At 71.1% G+C, this 24719-nt stretch carries 20 protein-coding genes; 18 read left to right on the top strand and 2 right to left on the bottom strand.

Annotated features, from left to right (window positions below; all coding sequences use genetic code 11):
• Positions 1-52: 52 nt before the first annotated feature.
• The 8 genes from rsmD (at position 53) to IEY56_RS10890 (ending at position 6175) form a co-directional block, all read left to right on the top strand.
• On the top strand, positions 53-652 hold the full coding sequence (gene rsmD / locus IEY56_RS10925; RefSeq protein WP_189036942.1) for a 16S rRNA (guanine(966)-N(2))-methyltransferase RsmD: 600 nt from the start codon (positions 53-55) through the stop codon (positions 650-652).
• A 56-nt stretch (positions 653-708) separates the two neighbouring features.
• A complete protein-coding gene (gene coaD, locus IEY56_RS10920; protein WP_045864959.1) occupies positions 709-1188 on the top strand; it encodes a pantetheine-phosphate adenylyltransferase in 480 nt (159 codons plus the stop codon).
• A 71-nt stretch (positions 1189-1259) separates the two neighbouring features.
• Complete coding sequence (locus tag IEY56_RS10915; RefSeq protein WP_189036941.1) at positions 1260-2354, top strand: F0F1 ATP synthase subunit B; 1095 nt, start codon at positions 1260-1262, stop codon at positions 2352-2354.
• 153 nt (positions 2355-2507) lie between these two features.
• Positions 2508-3101, top strand: coding sequence for a YceD family protein (locus IEY56_RS10910; RefSeq protein WP_189036940.1), 594 nt, complete (start codon positions 2508-2510; stop codon positions 3099-3101).
• A 2-nt stretch (positions 3102-3103) separates the two neighbouring features.
• Positions 3104-3277 (top strand): 50S ribosomal protein L32, encoded by a 174-nt coding sequence (gene rpmF, locus IEY56_RS10905; protein WP_045864962.1) that lies wholly within the window; start codon positions 3104-3106, stop codon positions 3275-3277.
• 19 nt (positions 3278-3296) lie between these two features.
• Positions 3297-4118 (top strand): ribonuclease III, encoded by an 822-nt coding sequence (gene rnc, locus IEY56_RS10900; protein ID WP_229711784.1) that lies wholly within the window; start codon positions 3297-3299, stop codon positions 4116-4118.
• A 120-nt stretch (positions 4119-4238) separates the two neighbouring features.
• Positions 4239-5171, top strand: coding sequence for a bifunctional DNA-formamidopyrimidine glycosylase/DNA-(apurinic or apyrimidinic site) lyase (gene mutM / locus IEY56_RS10895; protein ID WP_189037065.1), 933 nt, complete (start codon positions 4239-4241; stop codon positions 5169-5171).
• Positions 5172-5269: 98 nt separating this feature from the next.
• A complete protein-coding gene (locus IEY56_RS10890) occupies positions 5270-6175 on the top strand; it encodes a phosphotransferase family protein (protein ID WP_189036939.1) in 906 nt (301 codons plus the stop codon).
• Positions 6176-6307: 132 nt separating this feature from the next.
• On the opposite strand, the gene IEY56_RS10885 is transcribed toward IEY56_RS10890, so the two are convergent.
• On the bottom strand, positions 6308-6982 hold the full coding sequence (locus tag IEY56_RS10885) for a CAP domain-containing protein (protein WP_229711783.1): 675 nt from the start codon (positions 6980-6982) through the stop codon (positions 6308-6310).
• A gap of 410 nt (positions 6983-7392) precedes the next feature.
• Between IEY56_RS10885 and IEY56_RS10880 the strand changes: the two genes are divergently transcribed.
• The 5 genes from IEY56_RS10880 to ftsY all read left to right on the top strand — a co-directional run bounded on the left by IEY56_RS10880 (position 7393) and on the right by ftsY (position 15087).
• Complete coding sequence (locus IEY56_RS10880) at positions 7393-7716, top strand: acylphosphatase (protein WP_189036937.1); 324 nt, start codon at positions 7393-7395, stop codon at positions 7714-7716.
• 303 nt (positions 7717-8019) lie between these two features.
• Positions 8020-8232, top strand: coding sequence for a hypothetical protein (locus tag IEY56_RS10875; protein WP_045864967.1), 213 nt, complete (start codon positions 8020-8022; stop codon positions 8230-8232).
• A gap of 271 nt (positions 8233-8503) precedes the next feature.
• On the top strand, positions 8504-12070 hold the full coding sequence (smc, locus tag IEY56_RS10870; RefSeq protein WP_189036936.1) for a chromosome segregation protein SMC: 3567 nt from the start codon (positions 8504-8506) through the stop codon (positions 12068-12070).
• A 235-nt stretch (positions 12071-12305) separates the two neighbouring features.
• On the top strand, positions 12306-13730 hold the full coding sequence (locus IEY56_RS10865) for a sugar porter family MFS transporter (protein WP_189036935.1): 1425 nt from the start codon (positions 12306-12308) through the stop codon (positions 13728-13730).
• A 157-nt stretch (positions 13731-13887) separates the two neighbouring features.
• Entirely contained in the window at positions 13888-15087 is a 1200-nt protein-coding gene (gene ftsY, locus IEY56_RS10860; protein ID WP_189036934.1) for a signal recognition particle-docking protein FtsY, read from the top strand.
• A 162-nt stretch (positions 15088-15249) separates the two neighbouring features.
• Here ftsY and IEY56_RS10855 read toward each other — a convergent pair whose 3' ends face one another.
• Positions 15250-15945, bottom strand: coding sequence for a bifunctional DNA primase/polymerase (locus IEY56_RS10855; RefSeq protein WP_189036933.1), 696 nt, complete (start codon positions 15943-15945; stop codon positions 15250-15252).
• 280 nt (positions 15946-16225) lie between these two features.
• Here IEY56_RS10855 and IEY56_RS10850 point away from each other — a divergent pair, with 280 nt between their 5' ends.
• From IEY56_RS10850 to ffh, 5 genes are all read left to right on the top strand, one after another.
• Complete coding sequence (locus IEY56_RS10850; protein WP_189036932.1) at positions 16226-17854, top strand: NsdA family TPR-like regulatory protein; 1629 nt, start codon at positions 16226-16228, stop codon at positions 17852-17854.
• A gap of 478 nt (positions 17855-18332) precedes the next feature.
• A complete protein-coding gene (locus IEY56_RS10845) occupies positions 18333-19637 on the top strand; it encodes an ammonium transporter (RefSeq protein WP_189036931.1) in 1305 nt (434 codons plus the stop codon).
• The gene (locus IEY56_RS10840; RefSeq protein ID WP_189036930.1) at positions 19634-19972 is read left to right on the top strand and encodes a P-II family nitrogen regulator; all 339 of its coding nucleotides are present in this window, start codon (positions 19634-19636) and stop codon (positions 19970-19972) included. The genes IEY56_RS10845 and IEY56_RS10840 overlap by 4 nt, the downstream gene beginning before the upstream one ends.
• Before the next feature lie 271 nt (positions 19973-20243).
• Positions 20244-23054, top strand: a complete 2811-nt coding sequence (locus tag IEY56_RS10835; RefSeq protein ID WP_189036929.1) for a bifunctional uridylyltransferase/uridylyl-removing enzyme — start codon at positions 20244-20246, stop codon at positions 23052-23054.
• 91 nt (positions 23055-23145) lie between these two features.
• Positions 23146-24705, top strand: coding sequence for a signal recognition particle protein (ffh, locus tag IEY56_RS10830; protein ID WP_189036928.1), 1560 nt, complete (start codon positions 23146-23148; stop codon positions 24703-24705).
• Positions 24706-24719: the final 14 nt, after the last annotated feature.

Below are 24719 nucleotides of genomic sequence, written 5' to 3'. Positions count from 1 at the left end.
AGAGCGCGAGAATGGGATCGTCGGTCCCACCAGAGGAGAGGACTTCGCCACCATGACCCGCGTGATCGCCGGCGCCGTCGGCGGACGGCGGCTGACCGTTCCGCCGGGTCAGGGCACCCGCCCCACGTCCGACCGGGCCCGCGAGGGCATGTTCTCCAGCTGGGAGGCCCAACTGGGCGGTCCCGCCGCCTGGCAGGGCTCGCGGGTCCTCGATCTGTTCGGCGGTTCCGGCGCGGTGGGCCTCGAAGCGCTCTCCCGCGGCGCGGCGCACGTACTCCTCGTCGAATCGGACGCCCGCGCCGCCCGCACCATCCGTCAGAACGTGAAGGCACTCGGCATGCCGGGCGCCGAGGTACGGCATGCGAAAGCGGAGCAGATCCTGTCGGGCCCGGCTCCCCAACTGCCCTACGACGTCGTCTTCCTGGACCCTCCGTACGCCGTCACCGACGCCCATGTGCGGGAGATTCTGCTCACACTCCGGTCCGGCGACTGGCTGAGCGACGAAGCACTCGCCACGGTGGAGCGGAGTACCCGGGGCGGCGAATTCCGCTGGCCCGAGGGCTTCGAGGGGCTTCGGTCACGTCGCTACGGCGAGGGAACGCTCTGGTACGGTCGCGCCGCCGTACGCGGAGTCACTTCCGCGTCATGCTGACTTCTTCCGGAGCCGCCTCGCCGGCCCCAGATCGTCCGGAGAGCGAGGAAACACCAGTGCGTCGCGCAGTCTGTCCAGGATCCTTCGACCCCATCACCAACGGACACCTCGACATCATCGCCCGCGCGTCCAAGCTCTACGACTCGGTCTACGTGGCGGTGATGATCAACAACTCGAAGCGGGGCCTCTTCTCCGTGGACGAGCGGATAGACCTCATCCACGAAGTGACCGCGGCCTTCGGCAACGTGCGCGTCGAGGCCTTCCACGGTCTGCTCGTCGACTTCTGCAAGGACCGCGACATCCCCGCCATCGTCAAGGGGCTGCGGGCCGTCTCCGACTTCGACTACGAGCTGCAGATGGCACAGATGAACAACGGTCTCTCCGGGGTCGAGACGCTCTTCGTGCCGACCAACCCCACCTACAGCTTCCTCTCCTCCAGCCTGGTCAAGGAGGTCGCCACCTGGGGCGGCGACGTCTCCCACCTCGTCCCCGAACCCGTTCAGCGTGCCCTGTCGGCACGTCTCGCCAAGCCCTGAGACGCAGCCCTCAGCGCCGCTTCCCCGCATCCGCTGTCGGGTTGAGCGCGACTGGCCGTAAAGTCACCTCCGTGGACGTTCAGCAGAAACTCGACGAGATCGTGACGGCCGTGGACAGCGCGCGCGCGATGCCCATGTCGGCGTCTTGCGTGGTGAACCGCGCCGAACTGCTCGCCAAGCTGGAGGAAGTGCGCCAGGCCCTGCCCGGGTCGCTCGCGCAGGCGGAGCAAGTCCTCGGCGGCCGCGAGCAGATGGTCGCCGAAGCACAGGCCGAGGCGCAGCGCATCATCGAGTCGGGCCACGCGGAGCGGGGTTCGCTCGTCTCGGGCACCGAGGTCGTGCGCCAGTCGCAGGCGGAGGCCGAGCAGATCCTCGCGCAGGCCCGGCAGGAGGCCGCGGAGATCCGGGCGGAGGCCGACGACTACGTCGACAGCAAGCTCGCCAACTTCGAGGTCGTCCTCAGCAAGACCATCGGCTCCGTCGAGCGCGGCCGCGAGAAGCTGCTCGGCAGCGGCCCGGGCTCCGAGGAGTGGAACGAGGAGTACGCCGAGGACGCACCCGAGCGCTCCACGGACCCGCGCGAACTCCGGGACCGCGCCGACAACTACGTCGACGTCCGCCTCGGGGCCGTCTCGGCCGTGCTCACCAAGACCCTCGAAGCTGTCGGCAGGGGCCGCGCGAAGCTGCTGGGCCACCGGCCCTCCGACGAGCTCGGCGCGCACATGGCCGCGCAGGACGCCGCCGAGCAGGGAGTGCACACCAGCGACGCCGACTACATGGCGGACCTGGCCGGCGCCGGCCGTCCAGCGGCACCGCAGGCGGGCGTGCCCGGCGGGCACCCCCAGCAGGGGGCGGTCCCGGAGCAGCCCGTGTACGAGCCGGCCGCGGCGGCGGCCGATCCGTACGCCCTGCAGGCCCAGCAGGACGCGTACTACGGCGGCGGCCAGGACGCTGCCGCGTACCAGCAGCAGTACGCCTACTACGGCCAGCAGCCCGACCCGTACTACGCGCAGCAGCAGCCGGAGCTCCAGCAGCAGCCCTACGGGCAGCAGCAGCCCCAGCCGCAGCTGGACGAGACGAGCTTCTTCGACACGAGCATGATCGACCTGGACCAGGTCCGCGAGTACGAGGCCCGTTACGGCCAGGGCTACGGGCAGGGCAGCTGAGACTCGATTGGGTCGCGGCCGGACGGTCCAGTATCCTGGCTCTTCGGTCATGCGTACATCGGCGATGACTGCTGCCCGGGTCACCCGGGCGGCGAGCCCCACCGTAGAAAGCAGGAAGCCCTGAACGCCCGCCTCGACCCCCGCGCCCCTCTCGTGTTCGACACACGTGAACTGGGGCGGCGTCCTGGTGCGATGAAGGAGCTCTCCCGTTCGGTGAAGTCTCCCGGTGGTCTCGGCGTCGAGGTCATCGGCGTGCCGGACGACGCGACGATCGAAGTGGAGCTCCGTCTGGAGTCGGTCATGGAGGGTGTGCTCGTCACAGGCACCGCCCGTGCGCCGCTCAAGGGGGAGTGCGTAAGGTGTCTGGAGCCGCTGGAGCAGGAAAGCACGGCGGACTTCCAGGAGCTGTTCTCCTACCCCGACGCCGACGACCGGAGCCGCTCCGACGCGGAGACCGGCGACGACGCCGAGGAGGAGGACACCTTCTCCCTCGAGGGCGACTATCTCGACCTCGAACCCGTGCTGCGGGACGCGGTGGTTCTCTCACTGCCCCTGCAGCCGGTGTGCCGGGAAGACTGCCCGGGACTGTGCCCCGATTGCGGGGCACGCCTGGCGGACGACCCGCAGCACGTGCATGAAGACGCCGTCGACATCCGTTGGGCGGCACTGCAGGGACTCGCCGAGACCATGAAGGACGGCGAGAACGACATGCCCGGCAAAGCCGGGGACGACTCACAGGAGAAGTAGCCGTGGCTGTTCCGAAGCGGAAGATGTCGCGCAGCAACACGCGCCACCGCCGGTCGCAGTGGAAGGCTGCGGTCCCCACCCTGGTGAAGTGCGAGCGCTGCACCGAGCCGAAGCAGCAGCACATCGCGTGCCCGAACTGCGGCACCTACAACAAGCGTCAGGTCCTCGAGGTCTGATCGGCTGGTGACAGGCTTCATGTCAGACGCCCGAACCCCCGGCAGCGCTCACCGTCGCGACGGGAGCGAGCCGGCGGCACCGGCGGCGGATCTGGTGGATGCGGCCTCGTCCCACGCGCTTCTGGAAGGGCGGCTCGGGTATTCCCTCGAGTCCGCCCTTCTGGTGCGTGCGCTGACGCACCGGTCCTACGCGTACGAGAACGGCGGACTGCCCACCAACGAGCGCCTCGAGTTCCTCGGCGACTCCGTCCTCGGACTGGTGGTCACCGACACCCTCTACCGCCTGCACCCGGACCTCCCGGAGGGCCAGCTCGCGAAGCTGCGCGCCGCCGTGGTCAACTCGCGCGCCCTCGCTGGGGTGGCGCGCGACCTCGACCTCGGCGCGTTCATCCAGCTGGGCCGAGGTGAGGAGGGGACCGGCGGCAGGGACAAGGCATCGATCCTGGCCGACACCCTGGAGGCCGTGATCGGCGCCGTCTACCTGGACAGGGGACTCGACGCCGCGGCCGAGCTCATCCACCGGCTCTTCGACCCGCTCATCGAGCACTCCTCGAACCTCGGTGCCGGCCTCGACTGGAAGACCAGCCTGCAGGAGCTCACGGCCGCCGAGGGCCTGGGCGTCCCGGAGTACCTGGTCACGGAGACGGGCCCGGACCACGAGAAGGTCTTCACGGCTGCTGCCCGCGTCGGTGGTGTCGCGTACGGCACCGGCACCGGCCGCAGCAAGAAGGAAGCCGAGCAGCAGGCGGCGGAGACGGCCTGGCGGGCCATCCGCGCCGAGGCGGACAAGGCGGCAGCCGCCGCGCCGCCGGACGCCGCGGCGACGTCCCCAGGCGCCTGACCTGCAATATCGCGTACAGACGGACCTGCGGGCCCGGCCCGGACGGGCGGGGCCCGCAGTCCGCTTTCCGGCAGGCGCCGGCCCTGCCCCGGCCCCCCTTATGAGGAGAGTCAGCCTGAGCTGCCCGAGGTCGAAGTCGTCCGCCGCGGGCTGGAGCGATGGGCCGCGGGGCGCACCATCGCGGAGGTGGAGGTGCTCCACCCCCGCGCGGTCCGGCGGCATCCCGCCGGCGGCGCCGACTTCGCCGCACGTCTGCGGGGCCACCGCTTCGGCCCCGCCAGGCGCAGGGGCAAGTACCTGTGGCTCCCGCTCGACGAGGGCTTCTGCGTCCTGGCCCACCTCGGCATGAGCGGTCAGCTCCTCATACAGCCCGGTTCCGCTCCCGACGAGAAGCATCTGCGCATCCGGGTCACCTTCGAGGACGCGGACGAGGGCGAGCTTCGCTTCGTCGACCAGCGCACGTTCGGCGGGCTCTCCCTGCACCCGGAGATCCCCGCCCGGCACCCCGGCGGGCAGCCGCCCACGGCGGGCACGGCCGAGACCCTCCCGGACGTGATCGCCCACATCGCCCGCGACCCCCTTGACCCCGCCTTCGACGAGGCGGCCTTCTGCGCGGCACTGCGCCGGCGCCGTTCGACGATCAAGCGCGCGCTGCTCGACCAGTCGCTGATCAGCGGTGTCGGCAACATCTACGCGGACGAGGCGCTGTGGCGAGCGAAGCTGCACTACGAGCGCCCGACCGCTTCCCTCACCCGGCCCCGTACCGCCGAACTGCTGGGCCACGTCCGCGACGTGATGAACGCGGCGCTCGCCGCAGGCGGCACCAGCTTCGACAGCCTCTACGTCAACGTCAACGGCGAGTCCGGCTACTTCGAGCGCTCGCTGGACGCCTACGGACGCGAGGACGAGCCCTGCCGCCGGTGCGGAACGCTCATGCGCAGGCGGCCCTGGATGAACAGGTCCAGCTACTTCTGCCCGCGCTGCCAGCCCGCTCCGCGCCCGAGGCGGACGGTAGCGTCGACGGCCGGGGCGGATCGCGGCCCGCGGGACTGACGCGAACTCAGCAGCAGGCGCAGATCGCTCTGCGGGGCTGGAGGTTCGCGGTGCCATATTCGGGTGACTCCCCGCGACGGGCCCGGCATCATGACCCGATGACTGCAGCCGAGCCGCCCGCCGCGGCTCTCTCCTGGGCAGCGGAAGCAGCGGGTTCAGCCGTCCCGGCGCGTACGGTACGGCGCCTCATGGGCGGCACTCACGCGGTGACCCATCTGCTCGAAACCGCTGAACCGGCCAGAGAGATGGTGCTGCAGCGGTTCCCGCGAGGCGACGACGCCGCGGCCCGGCACGCGGCGGCGCTGACGGCCCTCGACGGCCTCGACGGCCGGACTCCGCGGCTGCTGGACGCGGACCCGCGCGGACGGCGGTTCGGTGAACCCGCCCTCCTGATCTCACGGCTCCCGGGCAGCGCCGACATCATGTCCGTCTCTCCGGACGGCATGGCGGTGCAGCTGGGCCGGATGCTCGCACAGATCCACGCCGTGCCGCTGGAGCGGTTCGGCGGTCTGCGGGACGGCGTGGCTGCAGCCGCGGCGTCCGCCGGCGGCAGCGGCGGACCCGCGGCCGCCGTGCTGGCCGCTCACGGCCACCGCCTCGCGGACCAGCCCCCGGTACTGACGCACTACGACTTCTGGGCGGGCAACGTGCTGTGGCGGGAGGGCCGGGTGACGGGCGTCATCGACTGGTCGGGGGCGTCGCTCGCGCCGCGGGGCTTCGACGTGAGCTGGTGCCGGTTCGACATGGTGCTGCTGCACGGCCCGTCCGCCGCCGACGTCTTCCTGAAGGCGTACGAGGAGGCCGCCGAAGAGACGGTGCCCGACATGGAGTTGTGGGACCTGTCGACGATGGCGAGGAGCCGGCGAACCGTGGAGACCTGGCATCCGAACTACCGCGATCTCGGCCGCACCGACCTGACAGGTGCCGTGCTGAGGAGGTCGCACACGGAATGGACCGGGCGGTGCCTGGCGTCGTGGGGACGGGCGGAGAGGCCCCGCCTCTGAGGAGCCCCCGACCGCCCCGGCCCCGTCCGCCGGAACCGTGGCGGACGCGACGGGCTGCGGGCCGGAGTACGGACACAGAGCAGAGCCCCGATACGGCGTTCAGCCATATCAGGGCTCTGACCTGCGCTTTTCTCAGTAACCGAAGTTCTGCGTCCACCAGGGGCCGTCGTCGCCCGAGAGGTAGGCACCGACACCCAGCGTGCGGTACTCGCAGTTGAGGATGTTGGCCTTGTGGGCGGGACTGTCCATCCAGTCCTCCATGACCTCCTCGGCGCTGGACTGGCCGCGGGCGATGTTCTCTCCGCCCAGGTCGAGGATCCCTGCCTCCTCCGCCCGGTCCCACGGGCCGGAGCCGTCGGGGGCGATGTGGCTGAAGAAGCCCAGGATCGCCATGTCCTTGGCGAAGTCGCCGGCCATCTCGATGAGACCGCGGTCGGCCTTCACGGGCTTGCAGCCCGCGTCCTCCCGCTCCTCGTTGACCAGCGACAGCACCTCGGCCTCGGCGACCTCGGTGCGGCTCTTCGGGGCGCCGCCGCCGGACGAGCCGGAATCCGATCCGGAGCCCGATCCGGAACCTGCGCCGCTGCCGGAACCGCTCTCGCTCCCGCCGCCGGGCTTGCCGCCGCCCGGTTCGGACGGCTGCGAGTTGTCGCCGCCGGGGTTGCCGCCGCCCGGTTCGGACGGCTGCGAACCACCCGGGTCCTGGGGCTGCTCAGCCCCGGGGGACTCCGGAGGCACAGCGCCGCCTTCGCCGTTTCCGCCCCCGTCACCGCCCGGGACCTCGGATCCGCCCGAGGGTGAGGGCACGGAAGGAAGCTCGGACGTGTCGGGGGGGCCACCGGCCTCTACATCGCTGTACTGGGTCCCAGAGCCCCCGCCGGGCTGCGGGATCACGGTGGACGCGACGGCCACTGCTCCCATGGCCATCGCCGCGGACGCTCCCAGGAGTCCCGCCCGAGCCGACAGCCCGCCACCTCGCGAGGGAGGGGGGATCGGCCTGCGGTGCGAGCCGCGCTGCCGGGCCACGGCGTCATATGTGACGGCGGGGGGCTCGGGAGCGTGGGATACACGTCTGTGACGGCCCATCTCTGAAGTCCTCACAATGTTTTCGGCTTCCCAGCCTCATCCGTTCGGGTGAAGCTCGTTGGGCCGGACTTTAACGCATGACAGACGGGACGCATGTGCCGGTCGAGGAAATGTCCGGATAGCCTCCGCCCATGACTGCGAGTAATACGAAGGCGGATGACAAGAACGCGGGACCGGGCGCGGCCGTGCGGATGACCGCGTGGGTGCGCGGGCGCGTACAAGGGGTCGGCTTCCGGTGGTTCACGCGTGCGGAGGCTCTTCGTATCGGCGGCGTGGAGGGGTTCGTGATCAATCTCAGGGACGGCAGGGTCCAAGTCGTCGCCGAGGGAGGGCGAATGGAGTGCGAGCGGCTGCTGGAATGGCTGCGAGCCGGAGACACGCCCGGGAGCGTCAGCGGCGTCACAGAGATATGGCATCAGCCGCGCGGCGGCTATGACGGCTTCGCTATTCGATGATCCAAAGCGGTTGCCATTCGCGGCTCACCATGCAAGGCTGCCGCAACGAGTGGTTGTTAGTGATCTTTACGCCCCCCGCGGGCCGCCGCCTCCGGCGCAGGAACGCCGTCGAGTCAGGGCCGCCCAGGGCCGCGGGGCGTGATCGTGTTGACCGTCAAACCTTTTGGTGAGAAGCTGGAAGTCCCCCGCAACCGGACTGTTCGATCCGGAAAATAACTTCAGAAGTGGTACTCGCGGGCGCGAAATTTCCCTCACGACCAACAACCACTCATGTTGGTCACTCAGTGTGGAGGACCATCGATCATGGCAAAGGCGCTTCTCGGTTACGTCGGCGGCTCAGACCCCCGAGTCCTCTCCGAGATGCGACGGCTGCAGCAGCGCGTACAGGACCTGGAATCCGAGCTCGTACGGATGCAGGCCGAGAACGACGCTCTCTCCGCCGCCGCACGGCATCAGGACTCGATGCTCGAAAGCATCGACATCGACGTACACCAGGCGGAACCCGCGCTGACCTGACCCACGGTCAAGATCGGCGTAGGCAGCCGCTCAGATCATCTGCGAGGGACGCTTCGGCGTCCCTTCGTTCTTTTACCAGGTCGTTCTTTACCAGGGTGGCCTTGGTCTTTCCCCATCACTGCTTGTTCTGCGGGCTGTTGGGCGCTGCGCTTACCGACTGATGTGCCCCTCACCTACCTCGGCGAAACCGAATGGCCCAACGCGACTTCGGCGCGCTGCGTCACCGGACCCGGGGCCGCGTGAAGGGGCAAGTGGACTAGAGTCCGACGGCGTGCACCTGAAGAGCCTGACACTGCGGGGGTTCAAGTCCTTCGCCTCCGCCACGACGCTGCGCTTCGAGCCCGGCATCACGTGCGTCGTCGGCCCCAACGGCTCGGGCAAGTCGAACGTGGTCGACGCCCTGTCGTGGGTGATGGGGGAGCAGGGCGCCAAGTCGCTGCGCGGCGGCAAGATGGAGGACGTCATCTTCGCCGGCACGACGGGCCGTCCCCCGCTCGGCCGTGCCGAGGTCTCGCTCACCATCAACAACAACGACGGTGCTCTCCCCATCGAGTACTCCGAGGTCACCATCACGCGGATCATGTTCCGCAACGGTGGCAGCGAGTACCAGATCAACGGCGACACCTGCCGACTCCTGGACATCCAGGAGCTGTTGTCGGACTCCGGCATCGGCCGCGAGATGCACGTCATCGTCGGCCAGGGCCAGCTCGACGGCGTACTCCACGCGGACCCGATGGGGCGCCGGGCGTTCATCGAGGAGGCCGCGGGCGTCCTCAAGCACCGCAAGCGCAAGGAGAAGGCGCTGCGGAAGCTGGACGCCATGCAGGCCAACCTCGCCCGCGTGCAGGACCTGACCGACGAGCTGCGGCGCCAGCTCAAGCCGCTCGGCCGGCAGGCGGCCGTCGCGCGCAAGGCCCAGGTGATCCAGGCCGATCTGCGGGACGCGCGGCTGCGGTTGCTCGCCGACGACCTCGTCACGCTGAGGGAAGCGCTGAAGACGGAGGTCGCGGACGAGGCGGCGCTCAAGGAGCGCAAGGACGCCGTCGAAGCCCGCCTGAAGGAGGCCCTGCGGCGCGAGGCCGACCTGGAGCAGCAGGTGAGGACGCTGGCGCCGCGTCTGGAGAGGGCCCAGCAGACCTGGTACGAACTCTCCCAGCTCGCCGAACGCGTGCGCGGCACGATCGGCCTCGCCGACCAGCGCGTCCAGCACGCCAAGGCCTCGCCCGTCGAGGAGCGCCGAGGTCGCGACCCCGAGGACATGGAGCGCGAGGCGAACCGCATCCGCGAGCAGGAGGCGGAGCTGGAGGCGGCGCTGGAGGCCGCCGAGCGGGCGCTGGACGACACCGTGGCGCACCGCGCCGAGCTGGAGCGGCAGCTGCACGACGAGGAGCGCCGCCTGAAGGACGTGGCGCGGGCCATCGCCGACCGCCGCGAGGGCTTGGCCCGGTTGCACGGGCAGGTCAACGCCGCGCGCAGCAGGGCGTCGTCGGCGCAGTCGGAGATCGACAGGCTGACCGCGGCGCGGGATGAGGCGCAGGAACGTGCGGCGGCGGCCCGTGAGGAGTACGAGGTGCTCCAGGCGGAGGTCGACGGCCTCGACCACGATGACGAAGAGCTCGCCGAGCAGCATGAGACCGCCAAGCGTGAGCTGGCCGACGCTGAGGCCGCTCTTTCTGCGGCTCGCGAGGCCGTCACCACGGTGGAGCGTGAGCGGGCGGCGACCCAGGCCCGCCACGAGGCGCTCGCGCTGGGGCTGCGCCGCAAGGACGGCACGGGGGCGCTGCTGGCCGCGACCGACCGGCTGACCGGGCTGCTCGGGCCCGCCGCCGAACTCCTCACCGTGACGCCCGGTTTCGAGGTGCCGCTGGCGGCGGCTCTCGGCGTGGCCGCGGACGCCGTGGCCGTGGCCGACACGTCGGCGGCCGCTGAGGCGCTGCGGCTGCTGCGTAAGGACGACGCGGGCCGAGCCGCCCTGCTCCTGGGCTCCGGTGCGGCCGGGGCGGCGCCCCCCGGGGCGCAGGGCGAGGAAGGACCGCGCGCGGCAGCGCAGTTCGTGCGGGGCCCTGAGGAGCTGATGCCGGCAGTGCGCACCCTGCTGCGGGACGTGCAGCTGGTGGAGACCCTGGAGGACGCGGAGGAGCTCGTCAGGTCGCGTCCGGGCGCCGTGGCGGTGACGGCCGAAGGGGACCTGCTCGGCGCGCACTTCGCCCAGGGCGGTTCCGCCGGCGCGCCGAGCCTGCTGGAGGCGCAGGCCGCCGTGGACGAGGCCGCGGCGAGGCTGGAGGAGCTGGCCGCCCGGCACGAGGAGCTGAGCGAGGAGCAGGAGCTGGCGAAGGCGCGCCGGCGTGAGTGCGCCGCACGCGTCGAGGAGCTGGGGGCACGGCGCAGCGCCGCGGACAGGGAGAAGTCGAAGGTCGCGGGGCGGCTCGGGACGCTGAGCGGGCAGGCACGCGGCGCGGCCGGGGAGGCGGAGCGGACCGCGGCGGCGGTGGCGAAGGCCGAGGCGGCGCTCGTACGGGCGAACGAGGAGGCCGAGGAGCTGGCGGAGCGGCTGGCCGTCGCCGAGGAGGCGCAGGACGAGGCGGACATCGAGCCGGACACGTCCCTGCGAGACCGCCTTTCGGCCGACGGCGCCAACGCCAGGCAGACGGAGATGGAGGCCCGGCTCCAGGTACGCACCCACGAGGAGCGGGTCAAGTCGCTGGCCGGACGGGCGGATTCACTCGATCGTGGTGCACGCGCGGAGCGTGAGGCGCGGGCGCGTGCAGAGCAGCGGCGTGCCCGGATGCGCCATGAGGCCGAGGTGGCCGGAGCTGTGGCCTCGGGGACGCGCCAGCTCCTGGCGCACGTCGAGGCGTCCCTCAGTCGCGCCGAGGAGGAGCGCGAGGCTGCCGGTCAGGCCAAGGGCGAGCGCGAGCGGGCGCTGGTCGCGGAGCGCAACGAGGGGCGCGAGCTCAAGGACGAGCTCGACAAGCTGACGGACTCGATGCACCGGGGCGAGGTGCTGGGCGCCGAGAAGCGCATGCGCATCGAGCAGCTCGAGACGAAGGCGCTGGAGGAGCTGGGGGTCGAGCCCGCGGGCCTGGTCGGCGACTACGGCCCGGACCAGCTCGTGCCGCCGTCCCTGCCCGCCGAGGGCGAGGAGCTGCCGGAGGACCCGGAGCACCCGCGGAACAAGCCCGTGCCCTTCGTCCGCGCGGAGCAGGAGAAGCGGCTGAAGGCCGCGGAGCGCGCCTACCAGAAGCTGGGCAAGATCAACCCGCTCGCCCTGGAGGAGTTCGCGGCTCTGGAAGAGCGCCACCAGTTCCTCAGCGAGCAGCTGGAGGACCTGAAGAAGACGCGGGCCGACCTGCTTCAGGTGGTGAAGGAGGTCGACGAGCGGGTCGAGCAGGTCTTCACGGAGGCCTTCCACGACACAGCGCGCGAGTTCGAGGGCGTCTTCTCGCGGCTCTTCCCGGGCGGAGAGGGGCGTCTCGTCCTGACCGACCCTGACGACATGCTCGCCACCGGCGTCGACGTCGAGGCGCGTCCGCCGGGGAAGAAGGTCAAGCGGCTCTCGCTGCTGTCCGGCGGCGAACGCTCGCTGACGGCGGTCGCGATGCTGGTGTCGATCTTCAAGGCGCGGCCGAGCCCGTTCTACGTCATGGACGAGGTCGAAGCCGCTCTCGACGACACGAACCTGCAGCGCCTGATCCGGATCATGGAAGAGCTGAAGGACAGCTCGCAGCTGATCGTGATCACGCATCAGAAGCGGACGATGGAGGTCGCCGACGCGCTGTACGGCGTCTCCATGCAGGGCGACGGCGTCTCCAAGGTGATCAGCCAGCGCCTCAGTTGAAGGCCGACGGCACTATCTCTTCACATCTTGAACAACCCTGCGGGAAGCAGCCTGTGTTCGTGGGGAAGAACCCAATTCTCCCTGAGCTATTGACTTCGAAAGATGAAGCCATAGTCTCTTCAGCGCCACTTTTACCTTCAAGTCGTGGTGCGTCTGTGCCGTCTGGTCGCGTGCCCGCTCGGAGGCGACGCAATCCCGAACCCGGCTGAGGCGCGCCGGGCACGCAGGAGAGATCTTGAGCAGCACACCTCAAGCGGCGCCGTCGCAGGCAGGCGGGAAGACCACCCCGCTCGGACGCGTCGTCTTCATCGCGGCCTCGGCCGCCATGGGCGGGTTCCTCTTCGGCTACGACAGCTCGGTGATCAACGGAGCTGTCGAGGCCGTACGGGGCCGGTTCGACATCGGTTCGGCCCTGCTGGCGCAGGTCATTGCCGCGGCGCTGATCGGCAGCGCCATCGGTGCGGGGATCGCCGGCCGCCTCGCCGACCGCATCGGACGCATCCGCGTCATGCAGATCGCGGCGGTGATCTTCACGGTGAGCGCTGTCGGCTCGGCGCTGCCCTTCGCGCTGTGGGACCTGGCCATGTGGCGGGTTTTCGGCGGCGTGGCCATCGGCATGGCGTCGGTGATCGGCCCGGCCTACATAGCGGAGGTCTCCCCTCCGGCCTACCGCGGGCGGCTCGCCTCCTTCCAGCAGGGCGCCATCGTGCTCGGCATCGCCGTCTCGCAGCTGGTCAACTACGCGGTCCTCACCCTCGCCGACGGCGACCAGCGCGGGCAGCTCGCCGGCCTGGAGGCCTGGCAGTGGATGCTGGGGATCATGGTGATTCCGTCCGTCGCCTACTTCCTCCTGTCCTTCGTCATCCCCGAGTCGCCGCGCTTCCTGATCTCCGTCGGCAAGCACGCCAAGGCCCGTGAGGTGCTCGGCAGCGTCGAGGGCGAGCACGAGCGCATCGACCAGCGGGTCGAGGAGATCGAGCACGGGATGCGCAGCGAGCACAAGTCGACGTTCAGGGACCTGCTGGGCGGGCGCTTCGGCTTCCTGCCGATCGTCTGGGTCGGCATCGGGCTCTCCGTCTTCCAGCAGCTGGTGGGCATCAACGTGGTGTTCTACTACTCGTCGACGCTGTGGCAGTCCGTAGGGATCAACCCCGAGAGCTCGTTCTTCTACTCCTTCACGACCTCGATCGTGAACATCATCGGCACCGTCATCGCGATGACACTTGTCGACAAGATCGGCCGCAAACCGCTCGGGCTGATCGGCTCCATCGGCATGACGATCTCGCTCGCCCTGGTCGCCTGGGCGTTCTCCGCCCGTACCGGGTCGGGCGACGACGTCTCGCTGCCGGACACCCAGGGCGCCGTCGCCCTCGTCGGCGCGCACACCTTCACGCTCTTCTTCGCGCTGTCCTGGGGCGTGGTCGTCTGGGTGCTGCTCGGCGAGATCTTCCCGAACAAGATCAGGGCCGCGGGCCTCGGCGTCGCCGCGGCCGCCCAGTGGGTCGCCAACTGGGTCATCACGGCCAGCTTCCCGAGCCTCTCGGAGTGGAACCTCTCGGGCACCTACGTCGTCTACACCTGCTTCGCCCTGCTCTCGATCCCGTTCCTGCTCAAGTGGGTCCCGGAACCGAAGGGCAAGGCGTTGGAGGAGATGGGTTAATCCGAACCCCGCCACCCGCTCCTCAGCACGGTCCCCGCCCCGGTCTCCACCTCGGAGCCCGGGGCGGTGGCCGTCCACCACGGCGGCGGGTGCGGTACGGGGCCGGCCGTGGCGGCGTTGCCGTGCACGGTTGACGTTGCCGGATACTGGACGGGCTATGGAAATCGTCATCCTCGTTGTAGTCATCGCCCTGGTCGTGCTCGGCGCGATCAGCGGGCTCGTGGTGAGCGGCCGGAAGAAGAAGGCCGCACCAGCTGAGAAGTCCGCCGCCGCCCAGGCCACCAAGGCACCGTCCGCCGAACCGCATGTGGGGGAGGAGGCCGAGGGCGCCCCGGAAGCGCCGCGCAGAACGATCGAAGAGGTGGACCTCCCCGCCGCGGAGGCTCCCGCCCCGCCCGCTCCCACCCCCGAGATCGAGACGCCGGAGCCGACCGCGGGCAGGCTCGTACGCCTCCGCTCCCGGCTCTCCCGCTCCCAGAACACGCTGGGCAAGGGCCTTCTCACGCTCCTCTCGCGCGAGCATCTCGACGACGCGACATGGGAGGAGATCGAGGACACCCTGCTCACCGCCGACGTCGGCGTGACGCCCACCCAGGAGCTGGTCGAGCGGCTGCGGGAACGCGTCAGGGTGCTCGGCACCCGCACCCCCGAAGAGCTGCGCACGCTGCTGCGTGAGGAGCTGCTCACCCTGGTCGGGCCGGACCTGGACCGCACGGTCCACACCGAGACCCACGGCGCCGTCGAGCGGCCGGGCGTGGTGCTGGTGGTCGGCGTGAACGGGACCGGCAAGACCACCACGACCGGCAAGCTCGCCCGGGTGCTCGTCGCCGACGGCAAGTCCGTGGTGCTCGGGGCGGCCGACACCTTCCGCGCCGCCGCGGCCGATCAGCTGCAGACGTGGGGCCGCCGGGTCGGAGCGCGCACCGTGCGGGGTCCCGAGGCCGGAGACCCGGCCTCGGTGGCGTTCGACGCGGTGAAGGAGGGCACCGACGAGGGCGCGGACGTCGTCCTCATCGACACGGCGGGACGTCTGCACACCAAGACGGGCCTGATGGACGAGCTGGGCAAGGTCAAGCGCGTCGTGGAGAAGCAGGGCCCGGTCGACGAGGTGCTGCTCGTACTGGACGCCACCACGGGCCAGAACGGCCTCGTCCAGGCCCGGGTGTTCGCCGAGGTCGTGGACATCACCGGGATCGTTCTGACCAAGCTGGACGGCACGGCCAAGGGCGGCATCGTCGTGGCGGTGCAGCGTGAGCTGGGCGTGCCGGTGAAGCTCGTCGGGCTCGGGGAGGGCGCGGACGACCTGGCGCCGTTCGAGCCGGAGGCGTTCGTCGACGCCCTCATCGGTGGGGCGTGAGCCTCCTGAGGTGCCCCGCCCGCGCGGGGTGAACCGCTCGCCCGCGAGGCGTCCGCGGGCAGCGGTCGAGCGCGAAGCCGAGCGCCCCGCCCCACGGTGCAGATGGGGCGGGGCGCGTTTGCGGCCGCCTCACGGGGCGGCTCCGCGGCCGGGCGCCGGGGCTCAGGCGGCCGACCGGTGGCAGACGTAGGCGAGCGTGCCCAGCAGCAGCCGGGCCTGCGGCGGGGAGCCCGAGCCCTCCAGCGTGGGCGGACGCAGCCAGCGCACCGGTCCGCGCCCTCCCATGTCGGAGGGCGGCGCGGTGATGTACTCGCCCTCGCCGGCGCCGCGCAGATCGAGTTCGGCGTCGTCCCAGCCCATCCGGTAGAGGAGCTCGGGCAGTTCGGCAGCCGCCCCCGGAGCGACGAGGAACCAGGCCCGCCCGTGCGGGGCCACGGCGACGGGACCGAGGGGCAGCCCCATGCGCTCCAGGCGTACCAGTGCGCGGTGCCCCGCGGACTCGGGGACGTCGAGGACGTCGAAGTGCCGCCCCGTCGGGAGGAGAAGGGCCGCGCCGGGCACCTGCGCCCATGCCTCCGCGGCCTCGTCGAGCGTCGCGCCGGCGGGCACCTCCAGGGAGGCGTCCAGGGGATGCGCTCCGGGCGCCGGGCAGACGGAGGCACCGCACGAGCACTCCGTACGGCCGCCCGCCGTACGCGCGGCGCGGGCGCCGGGGACCACCGTCCAGCCCCACAGACCGGTGTACTCCGCGACGGCGGTCGCTGCCGAGGCGCGGCTGCGCCGCCGCCCGCCGGGGCGCAGCTGATGGAGTTCGCGGATGCCGCTGAGACCGCCGATGGCGCCGATCGTGAAGCCCATGCTCCCTCCAACGGGTCCTGCCTGCCGATGGTTACGAGGGTGCTGCGCACAGTGACGGCCCCCGTGTATGCCGAGCCGCCCCGGCAAGGCACGACCCTGGGTCAAGTGAAGCGCGTGCAGCGGCCAAGGGGTTCATTCGAAGGGGTGGCGAATGGTGGCGTTTCTGAGAACGGGCTCGCCAGTACGGTGATCGGGAGGTTACTTTCGGTACACACACGAGCGGAGCAACTTCGCCTCGTGGGTATGCCGGAGGCATGGGGTCGGTGGGGTGAGGGGCCGGATGGGGGCGTTACGGGTGAGCGACGGCGAGAAGCTCCCCAACGGGCAACTGGGTTCGTGGTTCCAGCGCAGCGGCTGGTCCAAGGGGGAACTCGCGCGCCAAGTGAACCGGCGGGCCCGCCAGTTGGGCGCTCACCACATCAGCACCGACACATCGCGCGTGCGCCGCTGGCTGGACGGCGAGCAGCCGCGCGAACCCATCCCCCGGATCCTGTCCGAGCTCTTCTCCGAGCGCTTCGGCTGCGTCGTCGGCGTGGAGGATCTGGGCCTGCGGCCGGTGCGGAAGTCGCCGGCGGCGTCGGGGGTGGACCTGCCCTGGGCGGGCCCCCAGACGGTGTCGATGATCAACGAGTTCTCACGCGGCGACCTGATGCTGGGGCGGCGCGGATTCCTCGGCAACTCCCTGGCCGTCTCGGCCGGGCCCGCGCTGGTGGAGCCCATGCAGCGCTGGCTGGTGCCGAGCCCGGTGCCGCCGGGCGGCACCACGCAGGCAGCTGAGGACGAGGGTCCGGAAGCGTATGCGGACGCCTGGCAGGGCGGTGCCGGTGAGGCAGTGCCCGGCGCCGCGGAGGGGCCGGGGCACGTGGACGGGGAGACGGACACCTTCGGAGCTCAGGGCGGGCCCGGAAGCACGTCCCGCAAGCGTGCCGCCAAGCTGTCGCTCCCCGAGGTCGAGCTGCTCGAACAGACGACGGTGATGTTCCGGCAGTGGGACGCGCAGTGCGGAGGCGGACTGCGTCGCAAGGCCGTCGTAGGCCAGCTGCACGAGGTGACGGACCTGCTGCAGGAGCAGCACACCGACGCGGTGGGCAGGCGCCTCTTCCGTGTCACGGCCGAACTGGCCGAGCTGGCGGGGTGGATGAGCTTCGACGTCGGCCTCCAGCCCACGGCGCAGAAGTACTTCGTCCTCGCGCTGCACGCGGCCAAGGAGGCGGGAGACCGTCCTCTGGGCTCGTACGTGCTGAGCAAGATGGGCCGGCAGATGATCCACCTGGGCCGCCCGGAGGACGCGCTGGAGCTCGTCCACCTCGCGCAGTACGGCAGCAGGGAGGGTGCGACTGCGCGTACGCAGGCGATGCTCTCGGCCATGGAGGCCCGCGCCTACGCCAACATGGGGCAGCCGGGCAAGTGCCGACGGGCGGTGCGGATGGCGGAGGAGACCTTCGAGGACGTCGGAGCGGGGGACCGCGACCCCGACTGGATCCGCTTCTTCTCGGAGGCCGAGCTGAACGCGGAGATCGCGCACTCCTACCGCGACCTCGCCTACTCCTCCGGCCGCAGCCCTACGTACGCGTCGATGGCACGCCCCGCGATGGAGCGGGCGGTGGAGCTCTTCGAGCTGGAGTCAACGCAGACGCACGGCGGCGGACACCGGCGCTCCTACGCGCTGAACCTCCTCGGCATGGCGAGCGTGCACCTGTTGCAGAAGGAGCCGCAGGACGGCGCTGTCCGTACCGGGGAGGCCTTCGACGTGGCGAAGCGGCTCCGCTCCGAGCGGGTCAACAACCGGCTGCGCAGAACGGCGGCCTGGGCGGCGAGGGACTTCGGCGAGGTCGCGGAAGTCGTGCAGCTGGGCGAGCGGCTCGCCCAGGAGCTGCCCGAGGACGAGGACGTCGCCGTGGCCGGCTGACCGCAATGGCCCGCTGACCTGCCGTCCGCAGGGTCTGTTACCCGCCCGGACAGTTCGACGGGCACACAGTTCGACGGGCGGACCTCCCGGCAGCGGACAGTACGGCGGCCCGACGGTTTCCTCCCCGGACCCGAGCGGGCCCCTGACCACCGGCCGCGCTCCGCATCCCGGTATCCGACCGGGCTCCCCCGACGCCACGTCGTACGGATGCGGGCGCGGCCGGTACTCGTCGTTTTCGGGACGTCGCATAGGCCGTGCGTGGCCGGAGTGCCGGATGACATGCCGGGCCGACGGACGTGCGGACAGTCGGACGGCCGGCGTCTCACTGCCGTTCATGCGGGCGTAACACTGCCGCGAGCATCGTCACCACAGCGAAACACCTGGCGGCATCAGCGGAAACGGGCCCCGTGGAGCCTTGCGAGCATCCCCGGCCCATCCCGTCCACCCGCACGGGTCGTTACCTGAGGAGACGTTCACGTTGAACGGCGCGGATACCGCTTTCGTCATGCTCAGCGCGTTCCTGGTCATGCTGATGACACCAGGACTCGCCTTCTTCTACGGCGGCATGGTCAGGGTCAAGAGTGCCCTCAACATGCTGATGATGTCCTTCATCTCCCTGGGCATCCTGAGCGTCCTGTGGGTGCTCTACGGCTACTCCCTGGCGTTCGGCCCCGACACGGCCGGCGTCATCGGGAACCTCGACTTCATCGGCCTGAAGGGCATCACGGTCGAGACGCTGACCGAGAAGGGCGGCATCCCCGTCTTCGCCTTCGCGCTCTTCCAGATGATGTTCGCCATCCTGACGCCCGCGCTGATGAGCGGTGCGCTGGCCGACCGTGTGAAGTTCGGGGCCTGGGCCGTCTTCATCGCGGTGTGGGCGACTGTCGTCTACTTCCCAGTGGCCCACTGGGTCTGGGCGGAGGGCGGCTGGCTGTTCGAGCTCGGCGTCATCGACTTCGCCGGCGGAACGGCCGTCCACATCAACGCGGGTGTCGGTGCGCTGGCCGCCGTCCTCGTCGTGGGCAAGCGGATCGGCTTCAAGAAGGAGCCCATGCGGCCGCACAGCCTTCCGCTGGTGGTGCTGGGCGCGGCGCTGCTGTGGTTCGGCTGGTTCGGGTTCAACGCGGGTTCGGCCCTCGCCGCCGACGGCACCGCGGCGACCATGGCCATGAACACCCAGCTCGCCACCGGCGCCGCGGTCCTCGGATGGCTGCTGTACGAGCGCATCCGGCACGGGGCGTTCACGACGCTGGGCGCGGCGTCCGGGGCCATCGCGGGCCTCGTCGCGATCACGCCCGCGGGGGCGAACGTCAACGCGCCCGGTGCGCTCGCTGTCGGAGTGGTCGCCGGAGCGGTGTGCTCCTGGGCGGTCAGCCTCAAGTTCAAGCTGGGCTTCGACGACTCGCTCGACGTCGTGGGCGTCCATCTCGTCGGCGGGCTGATCGGCACGCTGATGGTGGGATTCCTGGCCGTCGACGGTGCGGGCGGTCTCGGCCAGTTCGGAAAGCAGGCCGTCGGGGCCTTCGCGGTGATGGCGTACTCCTTCGCGGTGGCCTGGATCATCGCCAAGCTGATCGACGTGACGATCGGCTTCCGCGCCGGTGAGGACGACGAGACGAGCGGGCTCGATAGGGCGTACCACGCGGAGACCGCCTACGACTTCAGCGCGGTCGGCGGTTCCTCGTCCTCCGCCCGTCCCGCCCCGGCCGTACAGGGCGCCGGCGGACAGCACGAAGCAGTGGCGGCGCCCGGTCAGCTCTCCGACAAGAAGGTGGACGCATGAAGCTCATCACCGCGGTCGTCAAGCCGCACCAGCTGGAGGACGTGAAGGAGGCGCTGCGCGCCTTCGGCGTGCAGGGGCTGACCGTCACCGAGGCCAGTGGCTACGGACGCCAGCGCGGCCACACAGAGGTCTACCGGGGCGCGGAGTACACCGTCGACCTGGTGCCCAAGGTGCGCATCGAGGTTCTGGCCGAGGACGAGGACGCGGACGAACTGCTCGAAGTCGTCGTCAAGTCGGCCCGCACCGGAAAGATCGGCGACGGCAAGGTCTGGACGGTGCCAGTGGAGACGGCAGTACGGGTGCGCACGGGCGAGCGCGGGCCGGACGCCCTCTAGGGCCTGTCTGACAAATCCCGCCTGGCACGCACGTCTGCTGCGTTGTCGGACCGACCGAGTAGCCCACTACGAGGACGGACCTCCGCCTTGCATCCGCACGCACCAGACGACGCGAGCCCCGCCCTCCGGGCGAACGGCGCCATTTGTCAGACAGCCCCTAGGACGTCCCGGGCGTCCCGCGCTGAGTGCGGGTGCGTCCGGGACGCCCCGCAGCCCTTCGCGCTGCGAGCAGCAGCAAGCCGCCGGCACGGACAGGAACCGGGGACCGAACATGGTCGAACAAACCGAAACCACACGGGCGGTCGCCGCTCCGGAAGCCGTACCCGCCCTGCGGCCGGGCGGGTACGCGGCGGCGCGGCTGCGCCTCCTCGACGGCGCCCGGAACGCTGTCGCGGGCGTCGGGGACCTCCGGCCGCTGGGCGGAGCGTCGTCCGGTCCGGCGCGGCGCGAGGAACTCGCACGCATCACCGACCAGTGGCTGTGCGGGCTGCTAGGGCCCGCGGACCCGGGCGTCGCGCTCGTGGCGGTCGGCGGGTACGGCCGGGGCGAGCTGTCACCGCGCAGCGACCTCGACCTGCTGCTCCTGCACGACGGGAGCAGGGCGAAGGGTGAGATCGCGCGGCTCGCCGACCAGATCTGGTATCCGGTCTGGGACCTCGGCATCGCGCTCGACCACTCTGTGCGGACGCCTTCCGAGGTTCGCGCGGTCGCGCAGCAGGACCTCAAGGTGCAGCTGGGATTGCTGGACGCGCGGCACGTCGCCGGCGACGAGGCGCTCACGGCGCAGCTGAGGGGGGAAGCGTTCGCCAGGTGGCGTGCGGAAGCGCACAAGCGCCTGCCAGAGGCCGGAGAGCTGGCCGATGAACGGACGCACTCGCACGGCGAGCTGCGTTTCCTTCTCGAACCGGACCTGAAGGAGGCGCGGGGAGGCCTGCGCGACGCCACGCTGCTGCGTGCGGTGGCGGCCTCCTGGCTGGCGGACCCGCCGCGCGGCGGACTGGAGGGGGCCCGGCGGGTGCTGCTCGACGTCCGCGACGCGCTGCACCTGGCCACGGGCCGCGCCACCGACAGGCTCGCCCAGCAGGACCAGAGCCAGGTCGCCACAGCTCTCGGGCTGCTCGACTCGGACGTGCTGCTGCGGCAGGTCTACGAAGCCGCGCGCACCATCGCCTACGCGAACGACGTGACGTGGCGCGAGGTGAACCGCGTCCTGCGGGGGCGTGCGGGCAGATCGTCGCGGCTGCGGGGGATGCTGGGCGGCGGAAGCCGTCGCGCCGCCGACCAGGGGCGTACTCCGCTCGCGGAGGGCGTCGTCGAGCACGACGGCGAGGCAGTGCTCGCACGCGCTGCCCGGCCGGAGCGCGATCCGGTGCTCCTGCTGCGTGCGGCCGCCGCGGCGGCACAGGCGCAGCTCCCGCTCGCACCGCCGGCCGTGCGGCGGCTGGCCGAGGCGTCCCGTGGCGCGGGTCCGCGGGGGAGCCGTCCGGCGTCGGGACTGTCCGCGGGGGCGGGCGGTCAGACGTCCATGGCTGCGACGAGCGGGACGAGCGGGACAAGTGAGACGAGCGGACGGGGTACGACCGGCGCGCGGGAGGCGGCGACTGCGTACGACCCGCTGCCCGTGCCGTGGCCCGCGGAGGCTCGCCAGCAGTTCGTCAGCCTGCTCGGGGCGGGGGAGGCCACGGTGCCCGTCTGGGAGGCGCTGGAGGCGGAGGGCCTCATCACGCGGCTGCTACCGGACTGGGAGCGCGTCCGCTGCCGCCCGCAGCGCAACCCGGTCCACCGGTTCACCGTCGACCGTCATCTCGTCGAGACAGCCGTCCGCGCCTCCGCCCTGACGCGCCGCGTGCAGCGGCCCGATCTGCTGCTGGTGGGTGCTCTGCTGCACGACATCGGCAAGGGCTGGCCGGGGGACCACTCGATCGTGGGCGAGACGATCGCCCGCGACACCGCCTGTCGCATGGGGTTCGCCGCCCCCGACGTCGAGGTCGTGGCGACGCTCGTACGCCACCACCTGCTGCTGGTCGAGACGGCGACCCGGCGCGATCTGGACGACCCGGCGACCATCCGCTCCGTCGCCGACGCTGTCGGATCGGCCGGCACGCTCGACCTGCTGCACGCGCTGACAGAGGCCGACGCACTCGCCACCGGCCCGGCCGCCTGGTCGTCGTGGCGCAGTGCGCTCGTCACCGATCTGGTGAAAAGAGTTGCCGGAGTACTCGCCGGGGAGACTGCCGAACAGCACACCCATCCCTACGTGCCCACAGCCGAGGCAGAGCAGCTCGCCTCAGAGGCGTGGCAGTCCGGCGGCCCCGTGCTCACGCTGCGCAGCCGACCGGAGGGACCTGCGGAGGACGGCTCTGCGGCACTTCCGGAGGGTGATCGTGAAGCACTGCCGGAGCAGGACCCCGTGGGCGTCGAACTGCTCGTCGCTGTCCCCGCGCCGCCCGCCCCGGACGATCCGACTACCGCACCGGACACGTCCGGCCCGTACGCGATGGGTGTTCTGCCAGCCGTGGCGGGTGTCCTCGCGCTGCACCGTCTCACTGTCCGCTCCGCCGACCTGCGGGCGCTACGGGTGCCGGACTCGGCGCCCGGCCGGGGAAGCGAGGCGTCCGTCATGCTGCTGTCGTGGCGGGTCGCCACGGAATTCGGATCGCTGCCGCTCGCGACGCGGTTGCGCGCCGACCTGGCCCGTGCCCTCGACGGCTCGCTCGACATCGCCGCCCGCCTCGCCGAGCGTGAAGTCGCCTATCGCAGGCCCCGGCGGGTCAGCCACGCGCCGCCTCCGCGTGTGAGCGTCGCTCCGGCCGGCTCGGACGTGGCCACTGTCCTGGAAGTTCGCGCACAGGACGCGCAGGGATTGCTCTACCGCATCGGCCGGGCGCTGGAGGGCGCGGGCGTGATCGTGCGCAGCGCGCACGTCAGCACGCTCGGCTCCAACGCCGTGGACGCGTTCTACGTCACGGGTCCCGACAGCGCGCCTCTGCCGCCGGCTGAGGCCGCCGGGCTCGCCCGTGACCTCGAACGGGACCTGGGAAGCGGAGGGGCCGTCCCCGCGGGCCCGGTGCGGGGTCGCTGACCGGACCTGACCGGAGTGCGTGCGGACGGATACCCTGGGAGGCCGACTCCGACTGAACCCAGTACCCAGACGCGAAGGATCCGCGACCGCCGTGTTCGACACTCTCTCCGATCGCCTCGCAGCGACCTTCAAGAACCTACGGGGCAAGGGCCGCTTGTCCGAGGCGGACATCGACGCCACGGCGCGCGAGATCCGCATCGCCCTGCTGGAGGCGGATGTCGCCCTCCCCGTCGTCCGCGCCTTCATCAAGCAGGTCAAGGAGCGCGCCGCCGGGGCGGAGGTCTCTCAGGCCCTGAACCCCGCCCAGCAGGTCATCAAGATCGTCAACGAGGAGCTCGTCGGCATCCTCGGCGGCGAGACCCGCCGCCTGCGGTACGCCAAGAACCCGCCGACCGTCATCATGCTCGCCGGTCTGCAGGGCTCCGGTAAGACGACGCTCGCCGGCAAGCTCGGCCGCTGGCTCAAGCAGCAGGGCCACGCCCCGCTGCTGGTCGCCTGTGACCTCCAGCGCCCGGACGCCGTCAACCAGCTCTCCGTCGTCGCGGAGCGGGCAGAGGTGGCCGTCTACGCGCCGGAGCCCGGGAACGGCGTGGGCGACCCGGTCAAGGTCGCCCAGGACTCCGTGGGGTACGCCCGCGACAAGCACCACGACGTGGTCGTCGTCGACACCGCCGGACGCCTCGGCATCGACGAGGAACTCATGCGGCAGGCCGCCGACATCCGTGACGCGGTCAGCCCCGACGAGATCCTCTTCGTCGTCGACGCCATGATCGGTCAGGACGCCGTCACCACCGCGGAGGCCTTCCGCGACGGCGTCGGCTTCGACGGCGTGGTGCTCTCGAAGCTCGACGGCGACGCGCGAGGCGGCGCCGCCCTGTCCGTGGCGCAGGTCACGGGCAAGCAGATCATGTTCGCCTCCAACGGCGAGAAGCTGGACGACTTCGACGCGTTCCACCCGGACCGCATGGCGTCCCGCATCCTCGGCATGGGCGACATGCTCACGCTGATCGAGAAGGCGGAGCAGACCTTCAGCCAGCAAGAGGCCGAGAAGATGGCCGCGAAGCTGCAGAAGGGGCCCAAGGAGTTCACGCTCGACGACTTCCTGGCGCAGATGGAGCAGGTCCGCAAGATGGGCTCGATCTCCAAGCTGCTCGGGATGATGCCCGGTATGGGCCAGATGAAGGACCAGATCAACGACCTCGACGAGCGCGAGGTCGACCGCACGGCCGCGATCATCAAGTCGATGACCCCGAACGAGCGTGCCGAGCCCACGATCATCAACGGTTCGCGCCGCGCCCGCATCGCCCGGGGCTCCGGTGTGGACGTCAGCGCCGTGAAGAACCTCGTCGAGCGTTTCTTCGAGGCGCGCAAGATGATGTCCCGCATGGCGCAGGGCGGCGGTATGCCGGGAATGCCCGGGATGCCGGGCATGGGCGGCGGTGCAGGGCGGAAGAAGAAGCAGCCGAAGAAGGCGAAGGGCAAGCGTCAGTCGGGCAACCCGATGAAGCGCAAGCAGGAGGAGCAGGCGGCCGCACAGCGCAAGGCCGCAGGCCAGGGTGGTGCTTTCGGCGGCGCCGGCGGCGGCGCGGAACAGGGCGGCGGCGACTTCGAGCTGCCGCAGGAGTTCAAGGACATGCTGCCCCCGAAGTGAACCATCGGGCGCGG

The organism is Streptomyces daqingensis, from assembly GCF_014645895.1.
GTDB classification, from domain to species: domain Bacteria; phylum Actinomycetota; class Actinomycetes; order Streptomycetales; family Streptomycetaceae; genus Streptomyces; species Streptomyces daqingensis.
Note: the sequence above shows the minus strand (reverse complement) of the source record. Positions and strands in the feature narration are given on the sequence as shown.

Excerpts from the sequence above, each read along its gene's own strand:
- IEY56_RS10890 (WP_189036939.1), top strand. The coding sequence starts at position 5,270 with ATGACTGCAGCCGAGCCGCCCGCCGCGGCTCTCTCCTGGGCAGCGGAA.
- ftsY (WP_189036934.1), top strand. The coding sequence starts at position 13,888 with ATGGAAATCGTCATCCTCGTTGTAGTCATCGCCCTGGTCGTGCTCGGC.
- IEY56_RS10855 (WP_189036933.1), bottom strand. The coding sequence starts at position 15,945 with ATGGGCTTCACGATCGGCGCCATCGGCGGTCTCAGCGGCATCCGCGAA.
- IEY56_RS10850 (WP_189036932.1), top strand. The coding sequence starts at position 16,226 with ATGGGGGCGTTACGGGTGAGCGACGGCGAGAAGCTCCCCAACGGGCAA.
- rsmD (WP_189036942.1), top strand. The coding sequence starts at position 53 with ATGACCCGCGTGATCGCCGGCGCCGTCGGCGGACGGCGGCTGACCGTT.
- IEY56_RS10835 (WP_189036929.1), top strand. The coding sequence starts at position 20,244 with ATGGTCGAACAAACCGAAACCACACGGGCGGTCGCCGCTCCGGAAGCC.
- rnc (WP_229711784.1), top strand. The coding sequence starts at position 3,297 with ATGTCAGACGCCCGAACCCCCGGCAGCGCTCACCGTCGCGACGGGAGC.
- IEY56_RS10840 (WP_189036930.1), top strand. The coding sequence starts at position 19,634 with ATGAAGCTCATCACCGCGGTCGTCAAGCCGCACCAGCTGGAGGACGTG.
- IEY56_RS10875 (WP_045864967.1), top strand. The coding sequence starts at position 8,020 with ATGGCAAAGGCGCTTCTCGGTTACGTCGGCGGCTCAGACCCCCGAGTC.
- IEY56_RS10880 (WP_189036937.1), top strand. The coding sequence starts at position 7,393 with ATGACTGCGAGTAATACGAAGGCGGATGACAAGAACGCGGGACCGGGC.